The sequence below is a fragment of the Paenibacillus sp. ISL-20 genome (genome assembly GCF_018613005.1).
Taxonomy (GTDB): domain Bacteria; phylum Bacillota; class Bacilli; order Paenibacillales; family Paenibacillaceae; genus Paenibacillus_AQ.
This window is the reverse complement of sequence record NZ_JAGGRD010000023.1, coordinates 39,632-57,186: the sequence shown is the minus strand read 5'-3', so window position 1 is coordinate 57,186 and position 17,555 is coordinate 39,632. Positions and strand designations below refer to the sequence as shown.

Below are 17,555 nucleotides of genomic sequence, written 5' to 3'. Positions count from 1 at the left end.
TCGGAGCGGAACATGCGAATGTTTGCTTCAGCACGGTGAAAATATACTTCAAACGATACGATACAGAAGAGGTAGGTACCATGTATGGCGTTACAACTGCCCTCGCCGTTTCTGGCGAAGATGAAATCGCTGCTTGGCGAAAACTATGACAATTTTATGAAGTCTTATGAACAAGCCCCGAATGCCGGCATTCGGGTGAATACGCTGAAGATCAGCAGAGAGGAATTCATGAGGCAGGAATATTGAAGAATGAGTATCCAGCAGGGTGGAGGTGGACATCGATATGAGTGCTAAAGGCAGAACAACGCAAAGATTGGACAAGGTGTTATCCAATCTGGGATTCGGCTCGCGGGCCGAATTGAAGAAAAAGGCCAAACAAGGGAGCATCGTGGTCAACGGAACAGTGATGAAGGACTCAGGTAAACATGTTGATCCTTATACGGATATCATTGAGTTTGAGGGGGAGACCGTTCAATACCGGGAATTTGTGTATCTCATGCTGCACAAACCTCCGGGCGTCATTTCGGCGACCGAGGATCTTCGTGACCGTACGGTGCTGGATCTCCTGGATGAGGACTATCTGATCTTCGAGCCGTTTCCGGTGGGCCGATTAGATAAGGACACGGAAGGACTGCTGCTGCTTACAAATGACGGTAAATTGGCCCATGAGCTGCTGTCGCCCCGGAAGCATATCCCGAAAACCTATGAAGCGATTGTAGAGGGCAGGGTGGACGATGAGGATGTACGGTTGTTTGCTGCGGGAGTTACCTTAGATGACGGTTACGTAACGTTGCCCGGAGAGCTGGTGATCCATTCCCATGAGGAACGAGGCGACGGGGCCCAACTGTCCCGCATCTCGCTGACGATCCATGAAGGTAAATTTCATCAGGTCAAGCGGATGTTTGAGGCGGTAGGCAAAAAAGTCATATATCTCAAAAGAGTCAGCATGGGCGAACTTCGACTGGATGAAAAGCTCGAGATCGGGGCGTACCGGGAGCTGACCGAGCAAGAATTATCTTTGATCGGAAGGGCATTACCACGATAGAGAAATAGAGACTAAAGGATGGATGGAGAATGGCATACAAATTGGTAGCACTTGATGTTGATGGAACGCTGCTGAATGATGATCATGAAATCACGGAGAAAACGAGGAACACTGTAATGGAAGCCGCAAAACAAGGGGTGGAAATTGTACTGTGCACAGGCAGAGGACCGCTGAATTCGATACCTTTTATGAAAAGCATGGGTCTTGGCGGTTATGTCATCAGTCATAATGGTGCGGCAACGGTAGAAGTGGAGACCCAAAAAATTGTGCATCAGTTCGGGATGGACCCGCTTCAGCTTGAGCCTTTCATGAAATACTGCCGTGAGCACGGGGTGCATTTTGACGTGAATACCGCCTTTGAGATGTATGTGGACCAAGTGGAGGAGCTTGCCGGTCCGGTGCGTTCGATGTACGAGAACTATTTAATGCTGCCAAGCAACCTGCCGTCATGGGAGGAGCTGTCAGACCCGGTGGTCAAATTCACAACCTTTGGCGAATCCGCCGATATCGACCGCGTCTACGCAGATTGGAGCCAGTGGACCCTTCCTTTTAACATGCTGCGAAGCGGAGAGTACTTCATCGATCTTATGCATAGTGAAGCATCCAAGGGAAGCGCGCTTCAGCAGCTGGCAGCAAGAAGAGGTTATGAGCCGGACGAGGTGCTGGCCATCGGCAATTACTTCAACGATATTACGATGCTGACCTATGCAGGGATGGGGATTGCGATGGATAACTCTCCGGTCGAGGTCAAGGCTGCAGCCAATGCGGTCACAACTTCGAATAATGAGGACGGCGTACACGAGGCATTGGTGAAATATTGTTTGTCGTAAATCGACTGTTTTATAAAAGAGAACCCGCCACGAACACTTGAAAAAGTGCCTGATGGCGGGTTTTTTGCGTGGATTGGCACCTGTTAACAGTTTTCATTCAGAGTATGAGGACAAGCATTTTCTTCCAAATTTGGATTGACACGTTGCCAACGGCATGCTATTTTTATCAATGAAAATGATAATCATTATCAATTATTAAGGCTTATAACATGCCTGCATAGCCTGCATCTCGTTTTATCGGAAAAAGGAGGCAACTCATGCGTACGGAAGAAGAGCTGAAAATAGATAGCCTATCGGATTCGGATCGTAGCGGGAGAACCAGTCTGGTTGAGATTAAGGAGTTTATCGATTGCCACTATAAAGAGGCGTTATCTATTGGCCAATTGGCCAGGATGGCTAATATTTGTCCTAAGTATTTTGTGGATTTATTTAAAAAGACATTCGGCCAAACCACGATCGACTACCTAACCCACGTTCGTATGAATCACGCCAAGCGTTATTTGGCCGAATCGGACGATCGGCTTCGAGACATCGCACAGCGAGTCGGCTATAAGGATGAGTTCTACTTCAGCCGCATCTTTAAAAAGAAGGTGGGCATGTCGCCGTCGGAATATGCCCGAAATTCGAGGCAGCTTATCGCGGCCTGCTCTTCCTCTATCATCGGGCAGCTGGTAGCGTTGAATGTCGTCCCTGCTGCTGCGCCTCTTGATGCGAAGTGGACCCCGTATTACTACAATGCCTATCACTCGGAGATCAAGTCGCGCTTAAAGCTGACATCCCCTTATCCGGACAGCCGTTTCGAGGAGAATATCGAGCAGCTGTTCCGTGCCAAACCTGACGTTATTATCGGCATGGACCATCTCGGTCCAGAGGAAGTCACCAAGCTGGAGCATATTGCCCCTACCTTGATTGTTCCGTCCCATGCAGGGTGGAGGAAGCAACTGGAGAGTATCGCAACGTTTTTGAATAAAGAAGAGCAGGCACAATCCTGGATAGAACAGTATGAACGTCGAGTGCAGTACGCACGCTCACGAATGCGGCAGGTAATGGGAAGTGAGAATATCCTTGCCCTGCGAATATATGGACAGAGCCTCTATGCATACGGTAACCGGGGACTTAAGGAAGTGCTATATCAGGATTTACAGCTCAAGGAAGCTTGCGGTCTGGATACCATGCGTAATCAACAGATCACGCTGGATGATTTGCAACGGATCAATCCGGACCGGATCCTAATCGCGGTATGCCCTGAAGCCACATCACGCCGCTATTGGCTTGCGCTTCAGCATTGTGCGAATTGGCAGACACTCCGAGCTGTCGTTCGAGGCAGCGTCTACATGATCTCGTCCGATCCGTGGTTCGAATATTCCGCTCTTGCCGTGACGAGAATGTTGGACGAGGCATTGCTGCTGTTTACAGGAGATAGTCCAAACGGAGTTCTGGATAAAAGCCATGGTGAATCGTTTGCTACGTAATATATACTCGACTTAATTGAGAATCATTATCACAGGAGGAGATATATTGTGGCAGAACGTTTTAACCGTGGAAAAAGAAGTTGGAGGATCAAAATATCAGCACTTGCGTGCTGTGTTATCGTCATAGGCTTGTTGTCAGGCTGTGGGGACAAGGTGGATTCCGAAGCAGCGGGCGGCGATCAGCAGGCAGCGAAGAACGTAGCAATCGAGACGACCGGCACCGTTGAGGACGGTCAGGAATCGACGGAGGAAACAGGGACGAACAGTGAAGGGACATCGACGAAGGAGGAGCGAACGGTAACGGATGAGCTTGGGCATGAAGTGAAGATTCCGGCTGATGTGAAAAACGTGTTCGCACCGAACATGGAGGATTCTTTGCTGAAGCTTGGCGTGAAGCCTGTTGCACAATGGGCCAACGGCAAGATGGGACACACCTATTTGCAGCAGGAGCTGGACGGCGTCCCCTTGATTGATTTTTCAGGAGGCTTACCTTCACCAGAAGCCCTGATGTCCTTTGAACCGGATCTCATCGTGCTCCATACCGAAACCTATGCCGCGGACGGTACATATGAAAAATACGCCAAAATCGCGCCAACATATGTGTTCAAAAATGCTTCCGGTAATGTTGAGAAATCGCTGACCATCTTGGGGGATCTACTTGGGAAAGCGTCGGTGGCCGAGACCGCTCTGAAGGATTACGAGCAAAAAGCAAGCGAAGCGAAGGCTAAGCTGAGTTCCGTGGTGGGGGACAAGAACGTTGCCATCATTCGTTTTGCACCTAGAGGCGTCAGTTTGATGGGCGGAAATTATCTCTGCGGCTTTGTGCTCCATCAAGACCTGGGACTGGGCAAGTCCAAGCTGGTCGAGAAGGAGAATGCAGCTAACATCTCGCTGGAGATACTGCCGCAGCTGGATGCGGACTATATTTTTGTCATTAACGCCTATGATCAGGGAACCGAGCGTTTGAAGGAAATCACGGAAAGCCCGATTTGGAAGGGCATGCCGGCTGTGAAGAACGGGCAGGTCTATGAAGCGAATAACGAATACTGGCTGGGAAGCGGCCTGATCGCCTACGAGAAAATCGTGGATGATGTCGTTCGCTCCATTACGGGTCAATAGGGAGGCACGACATGAGCAATCATACGCCTTCTGTTGATATGATGCGGCGCAGCGTGGAGCTGCCCCATGCGGAGCATTGGGTGATGCGCTCGAGGGCAGGGCAGCGCCGCTACCGAATCATTGCCGCACAGCCTACGGGGCAGGCTCCGCCGTCAGGATATCCGGTCATCTATCTGTTAGACGGCAACAGCGTATTTCATACGATGGTCGAAACGCTGCGCCTGCAGTGCCACAGGCCGGATAAAACAGGGATATTGCCGGCGGTCATAGTCGGTATCGGTTACGACACGGAGGGGCAGTATGCCCAGGATCGGTTTTATGATTACACGCCCTACCCCAATACGAACTTCAAGAACAAGCGGGATAGCACCTCCGTCCCGGAACAGGGGGGAGCGGCTGAATTCCTGCAATTCATCGAGGAGGAACTGAAACCGCAGATCGAGAGCGAATTTAACATCGACCGCCGTCGTCAGACGATCTTCGGCCATTCCCTTGGCGGGCTGTTCACGCTCTATGCCATGTTCAGCAAACCGCAGGCATTCTCGTGTTATATCGCGGGCAGCCCATCTATTCACTGGAATCAGGAATATTTACATGAGCTGGAGCAGCGCTTTGTCGAACGCATCAAGGAAGAGCCTTGCCATGTTCGGCTGCTGCTTGGTGCAGGAGAGCACGAGAGGTCCCATGTCACCGGCAATTGCATCAGCGCATCCCAACTCGCCGAGCGTCTGGCTGCTGTGTCGGCGTATGGCATCCGAGCCGAATTCAAAGAGTTTGAGGACGAGGGGCATCTTTCCGTGCTGCCTGTCCTCATCAGCAGAGCATTACGTTATGCACTTTATCCTCACGACTAAGGAGGTGATCGCCTTGGAGATTACAGGTATTAACGGGAAAGTAGCCCTCGTGACCGGTGCCGCCCAAGGGATAGGCGAAGCGGTGGCACGAGCCCTCGCCCGGCAAGGAGCTGTCGTCGCGGCTTGCGATCGGAAGGAGGATGAGCTGATGAGCCTTACGGCCGATCTATGCAGCTCAGGTGTACAGGCTGCGGCTTACAGGACGGATGTCAGCTGCAGTGCCGAGGTTGAAGCGATGATTGAGCGGATTGAGGAGGAACTCGGTCCGATCGAGATTCTCGTTAACGTTGCCGGAGTGCTGCGAATCGGAGGGGTTGAGTCCCTTCGCGACGAGGATTGGCAGGCGCATTTCAACGTCAACACCAACGGTGTATTCTACACGTCACGCTCCGTCGTAAGACGGATGGTGAGCCGTAATTCCGGAGCAATCGTGACGGTGAGCTCGAATGCATCCAAAGTTCCGCGGGCCCAGATGTCGGCTTATGCTGCTTCCAAGGCAGCGTCTACGATGTTCACAAAGTGTTTGGGGCTGGAATACGCCCGTCATCACATTCGCTGCAATGTAGTTTCCCCCGGTTCTACGGATACCGGGATGCAGCGCTTGCTATGGAAGGATGATCAAGGCGCAGGGCCCATCATCGAAGGGGCGCTGGACTCTTACCGTGTCGGCATACCGCTTGGTCGAATCGCGCACCCTTCCGATATTGCGGATGCTGTCATTTTTCTCGTATCCGATCGGGCCCGGCACATGACCATGCAGGATGTATGCGTGGATGGCGGTGCGACGCTAGGCTGCTGAGGATTCGCGTGTTTTATTCTTTTTACAATTCGATAAATGGTAGGCTCATAAGCAGAGAGGAGACTGAAATGTTACAGTATGATGCTCCAACCGCAGCCGAGGCTGCGCAACTTATGGAACAATACCGGGTCGGTTCGTCCTTCTTCTTCTCATCCCCGCGCAAGACGTTGTTAACGCATGGAGAGTACTCAAGACTTTCGATTCCCTCAGAGAACGACCATAGTTCACTGCCGGAACGGGCCTGGGAACTGCTGGACCTCGCCAAGCAAGCGGGACGGCCAGATGCCGTTGTTGTAGGCGCCATCCCTTTTGACATATTAAAACCGGCGAGCCTGTTTATTCCGCTTACGGCTCAGTGGTATGATTCCCTTCTATTCTCTATAGGCCAAGCCCCGGAAAGGTCCCGGATTTCCAGTTACAACGTGCTGTCCGTTCCCGAACCGGCGGCGTTCAAGGAAGGCGTGAACCGGTTGCTGGATCTGATTCGTCAAAAGAAACTCCATAAAGCGGTGCTATCTCGAACACTGGATATCACGCTTCCTCATGCCTTGTCCATTCCTCATATATTGAATCACTTAGCCTATCATCACTCCCATGGCTATACGTTTGCCGTTCCGTTGGCACCCGAGTCATCCCACGCTTCCAGTCCGGATGCCGTTGCATCCACAAGGACTCTGTTTGGCGCAAGCCCAGAGCTGCTCGTAACAAAGAAGGGGCTTCGGATCAAGGGGAATCCTTTGGCAGGTTCTGCCGCTCGGAGTGCCAATCCAGTTGAAGATAAGCGGCGGGCGGCAGCGCTGCTGTCATCCGCCAAGGACCGATATGAGCATGCCATCGTGATTGATGCTGTGGCGTCGGCCTTGCAGCCTTATTGCAGCAAGTTGGAGGTACCCGCCGAACCTTCCCTCATCCACACGAATGCCATGTGGCATCTGTCTACCGAAATCAACGGCGTCCTGAAGGATGATTCCGTAACATCGTTGGATCTTGCTCTGGCGATGCACCCGACACCGGCGATCTGCGGTACGCCGACCGATGCGGCCAGGGATGTCATACGAGCGATCGAGCCATTTGATCGCGGCTTCTATTCGGGGGCCGTTGGTTGGTCGGATGCTAATGGAGACGGCGAGTGGGCCGTAACGATTCGCTGCGCGGAAACGGAAGGAACTTTACTGCGGGTGTTTGCGGGAGCCGGAATCGTATCAGGCTCCAATGCGGAAGCCGAGCTGGCCGAGACGTCAGCCAAATTCCGCACGATTCTTGCAACCATGGGCTTGAATGAACAACACACAACGCTTTTGGAGGAGGAATGAGGTTGTTGGAATTGGCAGGTTGTAAGGCTTGGCCGGAGGAGTTTGCTGCCCGTTATCGGGAGGAAGGATGCTGGCAAGGCGAAACGTTTGGAGCGCTGCTGCGGAAGCGTGCGGCAGCGCATGGGGAGCGGACTGCAATCGTGAGTGGCGATCAGCGTACAAGTTATGCTGAGCTGGACAACCGGGTGGACCGCCTAGCATCGGGATTTCTTAAGCTCGGAATTAAAGCGCAGGAACGGGTTATCGTTCAGCTGCCGAATATCGAGCCATTTTTCGATACGATATTTGCGCTGTTCCGCATCGGGGCAATTCCTGTCTTCGCCCTGCCCGTCCACCGCCGGAGCGAAATCGTATATCTATGCGGATTCAGCGAAGCTGCCGCTTATATTATTCCGGATCAGGATTCGGGATATGATTACCGGGACTTGGCAGCTCAAGTTCAGACATCAGTTCCTTCGCTGCGCCATGTCATCGTTGCAGGCGACCCGGGCTTTGGCACATTTCTATCCCTGGATGACCTGTATCTTGATGATTCGGGCAGTCCTTCAAGCGAATTAGACGAGGAAGGCCCCGATCCCGGCGATGTTGCGTTCCTGCAGCTGTCCGGCGGGACGACCGGACTGCCGAAGCTCATTCCGCGCACGCATGACGACTATATTTACAGCTTGCGCATGAGCGCTGAAATCTGCTCGCTGGATAAGGATAGCGTTTATTTGGCGGTACTGCCCGCTGCCCATAACTTTCCGCTTAGCTCGCCGGGCGTACTGGGGACGCTGTATGCGGGAGGGAGAGTTGTCCTTGCCCGGTCCGCGAGTCCGGAGGTGGCGTTTCCGCTGATCGCCTCCGAGGCCGTAACAATAACGGCGGTCGTCCCGCCTTTGGCCTTAATCTGGCTTGAGGCCGCACAATCCCGCTCGGATGACCTGTCCCACCTTCAGGTGCTGCAGGTGGGCGGGGCCAAGTTCAGTGCAGAGGCAGCCAAGCGGGTAAAAACGGTGCTGGGATGTACGCTGCAGCAAGTTTACGGGATGGCGGAAGGCTTGGTGAACTATACCAGGCTGGATGACCCGGAAGAGATAACGGTGCATACACAGGGGCGTCCGATGTCCCCGTATGATGAAGTGCGGCTGGTCGATGAGGATGACGTAGAGGTGGCTCCCGGTGAAGTGGGGGAACTGCTGACACGGGGACCCTATACAATTCGCGGCTACTATAAAGCGGACAAGTTTAACGAAAAGGCTTTTACCACAGACGGCTTCTATCGAACGGGTGATCTGGCGAGCATGACGCCCTCAGGATACCTGGTGATCGAAGGCCGTTCCAAGGATCAGATTAACCGCGGGGGTGACAAAATCGCGGCCGAGGAGGTCGAGAATCATCTGCTTGCCCATCCGAGCGTGCACGATGCAGCCGTGGTCGCCATGTCGGACGAGTATCTGGGCGAGCGGACCTGTGCCTTCGTTATCGTCCATGATGCTGCGGTTAGCGGCAATGAGCTGAAGGCTTTTCTCAGAAATAGGGGGCTCGCTGCATACAAAATCCCGGATCGGGTGGAGTTTATGGATACCTTCCCGCACACGGGTGTCGGTAAAGTAAGCAAAAAGAGTCTGCGCGAACTAGCGATACAAAAATCATGACGCTCGGGTGAATATATCCAATTAACTTAGAAATGAGGAGATATGATGGCACTTCCTAAGATTTTACCTTATCCCATGCCTGGGGAGGCGGATCTGCCCAAGAATAAGGTGGCATGGACGGCAGATCCCAGCCGTGCTGTACTGCTCATCCACGATATGCAGCAATATTTCATCGACGCGTTCACTCCGGATCAATCGCCTGTCGTGGAGCTGATCGCCCATATTCAGAACCTTCGCTCCTGTTGTGCTGAGCTTGGCATTCCCGTGATCTATTCGGCACAACCTGGCGGACAAGCACCGGAGCAGCGTGGTCTGCTGCAGGATTTCTGGGGGTCCGGCATCAATGACGGTCCTTACCAGAAAAGATTCGTGGATGCGGTGGCGCCGACGGAACGGGATCTGCTGTTAACCAAATGGAGATACAGCGCCTTCCAGAAAACTAATTTGCATGAAATGATGCGCGAGCAAGGCCGTGACCAGCTGATGATCTGCGGGATTTACGCTCATATCGGTTGTTTGCTGACCGCAACCGAAGCTTTTATGAAAGATATACAGCCATTCTTCATTGCGGATGCCCTTGCCGATTTCTCGGAAGAGAAGCATCGTCTGGCACTGACTTATGCTGCCGAACGCTGCGCTGTTACGCTGACCACGGAGCGTTTGGTTGCTTCGTTAACTCAAGAGCAGCATACGGTCTCGGAGCATTCTGTGGCTCCAAGCGGAGAGCGGGATTCGGAGAGTTCTGCGGACGCACTACCGCTGCTGACGCTGCAAACGTTGCGAGAGAACGTAGCAGATTTGCTGCAGGAGCAGCCGTCTAATATTGGTGATGATGACCATCTAATTGAGTACTGGGGGCTGGATTCCATTCGGATCATGAGTTTGGCCGAGCGTTTGCGGCGTGAAGGCATCGATATCAGCTTTGTGGAATTGGCCGAGCGGCCGACACTGGCGGGCTGGTGGGAATTGCTGTCGGATAAGCTGAGCTTGTCGCGGCCTAATTATGATTATTATACGGTGTAAGGAGGGATGGATATGCTTGAGCGGGAGAAGGAGCGCTGGTCTCTGTCCGGAGCGCAACTGGGGATTTGGTACGCCCAGCAGCTTGACCCGGTCAATCCGTTATTTAACACGGCGGAATGCATTGAAATACGAGGACCTATAGACCCGGTTCTGTTCGAGAGGGCTTTACGTCAGGTGGTCGTGGAGGCAGAAGCATTGCATGTTCGCTTCGGCGAAGATATGGACGGCCCTTGGCAGTCGATCGATCCATCTCCGGACTGGCCCCTTCATGTGCTGGATGTCAGCGGGGAGGAGAATCCTCATCATGCTGCCCAAAGCTGGATGGAACATGATCTTGCCCAAGCAGTCGATCTGAGCCGAGGGCCGCTATTTACGGAGGCGCTGTTCAAGATCGCTGCCGATCGCTATTATTGGTACCAACGCATTCATCATATCGTAATCGATGGGTTCGGCGTATCGCTTCTGCTGCAAAAAGTTTCCCAAGTCTACACGGAATTGGCGGGCAGAGTATCTTCCGGCATAGGAGCGTTCGGCAGGTTTCGTACGATCCTGGAAGAAGATACGTCATACCGCATGTCGCAGCAGCTTGACTTGGATCGTGAATTCTGGCTGCAGCGCTTTGCCGATGAGCCGGAGGTCGTTAGCTTAGGCGGTCAGGCACAGCGTTCGGCACGCAGCTTCCTGCGCCGTTCGGTGCAGCTTCCCGAATCTTCGATCCATCGCTTACAGGAGGTCGCACAAGCATCAGGGACAAGCTGGCCGGATGTAATTGCGGCTGCAACGGCTCTATATATACACCGTATAACAGGCGCTGGGGATGTTGTGCTTGGATTGCCGGTGATGTGTCGCCTAGGTTCGGCCTCCATCCGTATTCCAGGCATGGTCATGAATGTGCTGCCGCTCCGGGTGCACATAAGGCCCGATATGAGTCTGATCGACCTGATGCAGCAGGTCGCACGGGAGGTTCGCGAGATCAAGCGGCATCAGCGCTACAGGCATCAGGACATCCGGCGCGATCTCAAGCTGCTCGCCGATAACCGCAGGTTATTTGGACCGCTCGTCAATGTGATGCCCTTTACACCGAAATTGAACTTTGGAGGTTTCGGCGGCAGTGTCCGTAACCTGGCTTCCGGTCCGGTGGATGATCTGACCTTGAACGTATATGGAAGTTTGGATAGTTTGGATGGGAACGGGCTGAGAGTCGATATGGATGCCAATCCATTGATCTATAACCTGGAGGAGTTAGAGTCCCATTTACATCGCTATTTGTATTTGCTGGACAGCCTGGCCGAAGCGGAGCCGGCCCATTCTGTAGGAAGCGTGGCCTTCATCTTGCCGGAAGAACGCGACAAGGTGCTTTTTCAATGGAATGATACGGCTCGTCCCTTACCGCAGTTAAGCATACCGGAATTATTCGAGGAGCAGGTGACTCGTACCCCGCAGACGGAGGCGGTGGTATGTGAAGGGCTAACCCTTCGTTACGAGGAGCTAAACAGGCGAGCGAACCGCCTGGCCCGCTTACTTATTGCGCGAGAAGTAGGTCCTGAACGAATCGTTGCCCTTTCCCTCCCTCGTTCGACGGACATGATCGTTGCGATCCTGGCCGTGCATAAGGCTGGAGCGGCTTACTTACCGTTAGATCCGGATTATCCGGACGAACGGATCGCCTTTATGCTTGAAGATGCGAAGCCGGCGTGTTTGATAACAACACAGGAGCTGGCTGGAAATTTCGCAGCTGTCATGAAAGACAAGGACGTGATCGTGCTGGATGCTCCGGTTACCCACCAGAGATTGGAGCAGCAGGCGTTTCATAATCCGGTCGATGCTGATCGCATACGTCCGCTGCTTCCGCTTCACCCGTCCTACGTTATCTATACCTCCGGATCAACGGGACGGCCTAAGGGCGTCCTGCTCACGTTCGAAGGGCTTGCCAATCTGCTGTCGGATATGCGCGAGCGATTGGAGATTGGGGAGCGGGATCGTTGGCTGTCGGTTACGACGATGTCATTCGACATCTCGGTCATGGAGGTGCTGCTGCCGCTAGTATGCGGTTCGACGCTCGACATCGTGATGCGGGATACCATTCTCGACGCAGCGGCTCTCGTAGGCAGAATTCGGGAAACCGGGACGACCATCATGCAGGCTACCCCGACGTTATGGCAGTCCATTGTCGCTTGCCGTCCAGAAAAGTTTGAGCGTCTGAAAGTCATAACCGGGGGCGAGGCGCTACCGGTCGGTCTTAAGCTTGCGCTTCAAGACCTGAACTGCGAAGTGAATAATCAATATGGTCCGACGGAGACAACGATTTATTCGACGGCGGCCAAGCTCGATCTTGAACGGGACAAGCCATCCATTGGGGGGCCGGTCTGGAATACGAGGCTATATGTGCTTGATTCGTCACTGTCCCCGGTTCCGTCAGGCGTAACAGGCGAGCTGTACATTGCAGGCTCGGGGCTTGGCCGAGGGTATTTGGGAAGACCCGATTTGACGGCGGAACGGTTTGTCGCGGATCCCTTTGGTCCGTCGGGATCCCGGATGTACCGAACAGGCGACCTTGCCCGCTGGCTGGAGAATGGTTGGATTGATTATTTAGGGCGTGCCGATCATCAGATCAAGCTGCGCGGCTTCCGTATTGAGACGGGAGAGATTGAGTCCGTGCTTGTGGCTCATACCGAGGTGGAGCAGGCCTGTGTCATCATCCGTGAGGATCGGGCCGGTGATCGACGCCTCGTTGCTTATATTGTACCGTCCCCATCTGCTTCAAACCTCATCAATATGGCAGAATTACGGGATTATGCCGCAGAGAAACTGGCCGAGTACATGGTGCCGTCTGTTATCGTGGCACTCGACGCGCTCCCGTTAACGCCGAACAAGAAGGTGGATCGCAAGGCGCTGCCTGCACCGGATCATCCGTTGACGGTCGGTCGCATGCCGCGGACACCGCAGGAGGAAATGCTCTGCACGATTTTTGCCGAGGTGCTCGGGTTACCGCGGGTTACCATTGATGATGATTTCTTTGCTCTCGGCGGCCATTCCCTGCTTGCCGGCAGGGTGATGGTACGTGTCAGGGAGGCTTTCGGCGTGGAGCTTAGGATGGGAAGTCTGTTTGAAGCAGGGATGGTTGCGAGTCTCGTCAAGCGGCTTGATTATGCGCAAGCGGCCAGACAGGCTGTGCGTCCCGTGATGAGGACCGAGCATCTGCCTTTATCTTTTGCCCAGCAGCGGTTATGGTTTTTATATCGTCTGGAGGGTCCGAGTCCGACCTATAATATTCCGCTTGTGGCCCGCTTGTCAGGTGAGCTTGATGTGGACGCATTGCGAATGGCGCTGGGGGATGTGGCGGCTCGTCATGAATCGCTGCGCACGGTTTACCCGGATCGAGATGGGACTTCCTATCAACACATCCTGGACGCCGAGGAGGCACGACCGGAACTGATGGTGACCAAAATCAGCGAGTCGGAGCTGCCTGATCGATTGGCCGAAGACGTCAGGTACCCATTCGAGCTTGCCACCGAAACCTCGCTGCGGGTAAAGTTGTTCAAGCTGGATAACGAAGAGTTTGTTCTGCTGTTGCTGCTGCATCATATAGCGGGAGACGGCTGGTCGCTTACTCCCCTGACACGAGATCTATCAGATGCCTATACGGCACGGCGCCTGGGGAGTGAGCTGGAATGGTCTCCGTTACCGGTCCAATATGCAGATTATGCCGTTTGGCAGGAGAAGCTTCTTGGCAGCTCAGGCGATAAGAGCAGTTTGATCGCCCGCCAGCTGGACTATTGGACCGAGGCACTTTGCGATTTACCGGAGCAATTGGAGCTGCCCACTGATTATCCGAGGCCAGCTGTCGCCAGCTATCAGGGCGGAAGCGTGTCGTTTCCGATTTCGCGTGAACTGCATCGGCAGTTGAATACGCTCGCGCAGAGCAATCGAGCGACTTTATTTATGGTGTTTCAGTCTGCGATGGCGGCGCTGTTTACGAATCTGGGCGCAGGTACGGACATTCCGATCGGCAGTCCGGTCTCGGGCCGGAACGACGACAGTCTGGATCAATTGATTGGTTTCTTCATCAATACGCTTGTGTTTCGTGTCGACACGTCGGATGACCCACCATTTGACGAGCTGCTGCAACGGGTACGGGAGAGGAGCCTGGCCGCCTTCGAGCACCAGGATGTGCCGTTTGAGCGGCTTGTCGAGACATTGAACCCGCCGCGTTCCCGGGGGAGACATCCGCTTTTCCAAGTGATGCTCGTGCTGCAAAATACGCCGGAAACTTCGCTTGAGCTGCCGGGAGTCAGCTCGAAGCTGCAGCTGCAAGGCGTAGGTACGGCGAAGTTTGACCTAACCTTCGAGCTGACGGAGCGGCGGGATATGAACGGCGAACCTGACGGAGTGGACGGTTTGATCGAATTCAGTACTGATTTGTTCAAGCGCAGAACGGCAGAAGCGGTGGCGGAGCGATATGTGCGCGTGTTGGAGAGTGCTGCCATTGAACCAAGTAAAACCATCAGTCAACTTGATATAATAACCGTTCATGAGCGTGAGGAAATCCGTCGACAGTGGAGCGCTCCGCTGCCTGTTACCAAGCAGGCAACCTTGCCCCAGCAGTTTGAGGCGCAGGTCAGCCGCTCGCCTCAATCGGTCGCGATTGTCCATGATGGATCGTCTCTGAGTTATGAGGAGCTGAACGAGCGTGCCAATCGACTTGCTCACTGGTTGATTGCAGCAGGCGTCGGTACGGATCAGATCGTAGCGCTCGCCTTGCCGCGTTCGATGGACATGGTCATCGGCATATTGGCTGTACTTAAAGCGGGGGCCGCTTACCTGCCGCTGGATCCGGAGTACCCGGAGGATCGGCTGGCTTACATGATGGAGAACGCTTGTCCGGTATGTCTCATTACAAGTGTTCATGTGCTGGATCGGCTGCCTGGATCGGCAAACATCAGATGCATTGTGGTCGATGAGTCCGAGCAAGCTTTACGGTTGCAGCGTTATTCTAAAGAAAATCCAAGCGACCATGAGCGTCACAGGCCTCTTACCCCGCAGTGTGCCGCGTATATCATTTATACCTCCGGGTCTACTGGCAAACCGAAGGGCGCGCTTGTACCGCACCAGAATGTCATCCGGTTGTTTGATTCTACCGCGAATTGGTTTCAATTTGATGAGACCGATGTATGGACATTATTCCACTCGTATGCCTTTGATTTCTCGGTATGGGAATTATGGGGACCGCTCTTGTACGGTGGCCGACTCGTCGTTGTTCCGCATACGATCAGCAGATCGCCGGCCGACATGTTGAGCTTGCTGGTCCGGGAAGGCGTGACGGTGCTGAATCAGACGCCTTCGGCGTTCTATCCGTTGATTCAGGCGGATCGGGAGCAGGCGGAGATGGGGCAGAAACTGTCGCTCAGGTACGTTGTGTTCGGTGGTGAAGCCTTGGAGCTCGGACGGCTTGCGGATTGGTATGAGCGTCATGCCGACGATGCCCCGCGTCTGATCAACATGTACGGGATTACGGAGACAACCGTGCATGTCAGCTATATGGAATTGAATCGGAACCTTGCGCTGCCGGGAGCCGGCAGCATGATCGGAGAAGCCATACCGGATCTCAGAGTATATGTCCTGGATGCCAAGCTTCGGCCCGTTCCGTATGGCGTAACCGGAGAGATGTATGTCGCCGGCGCAGGACTTGCGCGGGGGTATTGGGGACGACCCGACCTGACGGCCGACCGGTTTGTGGCAAATCCGTATGGTCCGCCTGGGACAAGAATGTACCGAACCGGCGATTTGGCGAAGCGGCTGGCTGACGGTACGCTGGATTATTTGGGACGGTCCGATCATCAGGTGAAAATACGGGGTTTCCGGATCGAGCTTGGTGAAATCGAATCGGTCCTCATACGCCATGAGGCACTCGCGCAGGCGGCTGTCATTGTGCGTGAGGATCAGCCAGGAGATCGGCGGATTGCGGCTTATGTTGTGAGCAAGCCCAGTTGCGAGCTGTCTTCAGGTGCAGAGCTGCGCCGTTATGCCGCCTCGATGCTTCCTGATTACATGGTTCCTGGGGCGTTCGTATTTATGGACAAGCTGCCGCTTACGCCTAACGGAAAGCTCGATCGCCAAGCGCTGCCGGCTCCCGATATGGCGTTCGATGCAGATGGACGCCATCCACGAACCCCGCAGGAAGAAGTGTTATGCGAGTTGTTTGCTGATATATTGGGGGTCAAACGGGTGGGTATCGATGACGGCTTTTTCGAGCTCGGCGGCCATTCGTTATTGGCCGTCCGGCTTATCAGCCGGGTTCGCGAAGCGCTTGGAAAAGAATTAAGCATAGCGGCTTTATTCGAGTCCCCTACGGTAGCGGGCCTTGTTGACAAGCTTGAGATGGGCGGTGGTACCAGTGCGATGCAGGTTGTGCTTCCGCTTCGGGCGCACGGAAGTCAAATCCCGTTGTTCTGCGTGCATCCGGCCGGAGGACTAAGCTGGTGCTACGCCGGCTTGATGAAGCATCTCGGCATGGATTATCCGATTTACGGCTTACAGGCGAGGGGGATAGCGCAAGTAGAGGAGCTGCCGAAATCACTGGAAGAGATGACGACAGACTATATCGACCACGTACGTTCCCTGCAACCAAGAGGGCCATACCGGCTGCTCGGATGGTCTCTGGGCGGCAATGTCGCTCAGTCGATTGCGGTACAGCTGCAGGAGACGGGTGAAGACATTGAATTGCTAGCCATACTGGATGCTTACCCAAGTCATTATTTGCCAATCAAGGAAAACCCCGACGAAGACGAGGCTTTGACCGCGCTGCTGGCGCTTGGCGGCTTTGACAGGGAGAGCATTGAAGAGGGGCTTGGAGACACGCCGCTAACCATAGCGACAGCGCTGGAATTGCTGCGTAATGAGAGCAGTGCGCTGGCGTCCCTGGGGGAAGAAACGATGATGAATCTGAAGGCGACTTATGAGAACTCGGTTCAGCTGTTGAAGGCGTTCGTTCCGAAGAAGTTTGAGGGGGATATACTATTCTTCCACTCGACTATCATCCCCGATTGGTTCGAGCCCATTGAACCGGAGATGTGGAGCCCTTATGTTGGAGGGCGAATCGAACGGCATGATATCGAATGCCGACATAAGGATCTATGCCAGCCGGGTCCTCTGGACTATATCGGCAAGTGTATTCTAAGCAAGCTGGAGGCAGCTGCACCCCGAGGGAAGACCACATTGGAGAGGAGGGAACTTATCCATGACCAATCCTTTTGAGCAAGTCGACGGCAAGTTTCTTGTACTGGTGAACCATGAGGGTCAATATTCGCTCTGGCCGGGTTTCGCGGCTGTTCCGCAGGGCTGGACACAGGCTTTTGGACTTAGCACGCGGGAGGAATGCGTCGCCTTTATCAACCAGAACTGGGTTGATCTGCGGCCGCGAAGCTTGTATGCCAACACCGGGCCGTCAGTCAGCAGAACATAGG

General features: G+C 54.0%; 12 protein-coding genes. All 12 read left to right on the top strand.

From position 1 onward, the window contains the following. Positions 1-84: 84 nt before the first annotated feature. The 12 genes from J7E85_RS13655 (at position 85) to J7E85_RS13600 (ending at position 17,554) form a co-directional block, all read left to right on the top strand. Complete coding sequence (locus J7E85_RS13655) at positions 85-246, top strand: hypothetical protein (protein WP_251035702.1); 162 nt, start codon at positions 85-87, stop codon at positions 244-246. Positions 247-283: 37 nt separating this feature from the next. Then, positions 284-1,045: a pseudouridine synthase gene (locus J7E85_RS13650; protein ID WP_215158604.1), complete on the top strand. Its 762-nt coding sequence runs from the start codon at positions 284-286 to the stop codon at positions 1,043-1,045. Positions 1,046-1,074: 29 nt separating this feature from the next. After that, a complete protein-coding gene (locus tag J7E85_RS13645) occupies positions 1,075-1,875 on the top strand; it encodes a Cof-type HAD-IIB family hydrolase (protein WP_098747957.1) in 801 nt (266 codons plus the stop codon). 257 nt (positions 1,876-2,132) lie between these two features. After that, entirely contained in the window at positions 2,133-3,347 is a 1,215-nt protein-coding gene (locus tag J7E85_RS13640) for a helix-turn-helix domain-containing protein (protein WP_215158602.1), read from the top strand. A gap of 48 nt (positions 3,348-3,395) precedes the next feature. Continuing rightward, on the top strand, positions 3,396-4,466 hold the full coding sequence (locus tag J7E85_RS13635) for an ABC transporter substrate-binding protein (RefSeq protein WP_215158600.1): 1,071 nt from the start codon (positions 3,396-3,398) through the stop codon (positions 4,464-4,466). A gap of 11 nt (positions 4,467-4,477) precedes the next feature. Beyond that, positions 4,478-5,320: an alpha/beta hydrolase gene (locus J7E85_RS13630; RefSeq protein ID WP_215158598.1), complete on the top strand. Its 843-nt coding sequence runs from the start codon at positions 4,478-4,480 to the stop codon at positions 5,318-5,320. Between the two features lie 13 nt (positions 5,321-5,333). Continuing rightward, positions 5,334-6,119, top strand: a complete 786-nt coding sequence (locus J7E85_RS13625; RefSeq protein WP_215158596.1) for a 2,3-dihydro-2,3-dihydroxybenzoate dehydrogenase — start codon at positions 5,334-5,336, stop codon at positions 6,117-6,119. A gap of 68 nt (positions 6,120-6,187) precedes the next feature. After that, a complete protein-coding gene (gene dhbC, locus J7E85_RS13620) occupies positions 6,188-7,432 on the top strand; it encodes an isochorismate synthase DhbC (RefSeq protein WP_215158594.1) in 1,245 nt (414 codons plus the stop codon). A 5-nt stretch (positions 7,433-7,437) separates the two neighbouring features. Continuing rightward, positions 7,438-9,069 (top strand): (2,3-dihydroxybenzoyl)adenylate synthase, encoded by a 1,632-nt coding sequence (locus J7E85_RS13615; RefSeq protein WP_483311319.1) that lies wholly within the window; start codon positions 7,438-7,440, stop codon positions 9,067-9,069. 45 nt (positions 9,070-9,114) lie between these two features. Beyond that, positions 9,115-10,092 (top strand): isochorismatase family protein, encoded by a 978-nt coding sequence (locus J7E85_RS13610; RefSeq protein WP_215158590.1) that lies wholly within the window; start codon positions 9,115-9,117, stop codon positions 10,090-10,092. A gap of 12 nt (positions 10,093-10,104) precedes the next feature. Then, on the top strand, positions 10,105-17,346 hold the full coding sequence (locus J7E85_RS13605) for an amino acid adenylation domain-containing protein (protein ID WP_215158588.1): 7,242 nt from the start codon (positions 10,105-10,107) through the stop codon (positions 17,344-17,346). Then, complete coding sequence (locus J7E85_RS13600; protein ID WP_215158586.1) at positions 17,330-17,554, top strand: MbtH family protein; 225 nt, start codon at positions 17,330-17,332, stop codon at positions 17,552-17,554. Before J7E85_RS13605 ends, J7E85_RS13600 begins: the two co-directional genes overlap by 17 nt. Position 17,555: the final 1 nt, after the last annotated feature.

Excerpts from the sequence above, each read along its gene's own strand:
- J7E85_RS13655 (WP_251035702.1), top strand. The coding sequence starts at position 85 with ATGGCGTTACAACTGCCCTCGCCGTTTCTGGCGAAGATGAAATCGCTG.
- J7E85_RS13650 (WP_215158604.1), top strand. The coding sequence starts at position 284 with ATGAGTGCTAAAGGCAGAACAACGCAAAGATTGGACAAGGTGTTATCC.
- J7E85_RS13645 (WP_098747957.1), top strand. The coding sequence starts at position 1,075 with ATGGCATACAAATTGGTAGCACTTGATGTTGATGGAACGCTGCTGAAT.
- J7E85_RS13640 (WP_215158602.1), top strand. The coding sequence starts at position 2,133 with ATGCGTACGGAAGAAGAGCTGAAAATAGATAGCCTATCGGATTCGGAT.
- J7E85_RS13630 (WP_215158598.1), top strand. The coding sequence starts at position 4,478 with ATGAGCAATCATACGCCTTCTGTTGATATGATGCGGCGCAGCGTGGAG.
- dhbC (WP_215158594.1), top strand. The coding sequence starts at position 6,188 with ATGTTACAGTATGATGCTCCAACCGCAGCCGAGGCTGCGCAACTTATG.
- J7E85_RS13610 (WP_215158590.1), top strand. The coding sequence starts at position 9,115 with ATGGCACTTCCTAAGATTTTACCTTATCCCATGCCTGGGGAGGCGGAT.
- J7E85_RS13605 (WP_215158588.1), top strand. The coding sequence starts at position 10,105 with ATGCTTGAGCGGGAGAAGGAGCGCTGGTCTCTGTCCGGAGCGCAACTG.
- J7E85_RS13600 (WP_215158586.1), top strand. The coding sequence starts at position 17,330 with ATGACCAATCCTTTTGAGCAAGTCGACGGCAAGTTTCTTGTACTGGTG.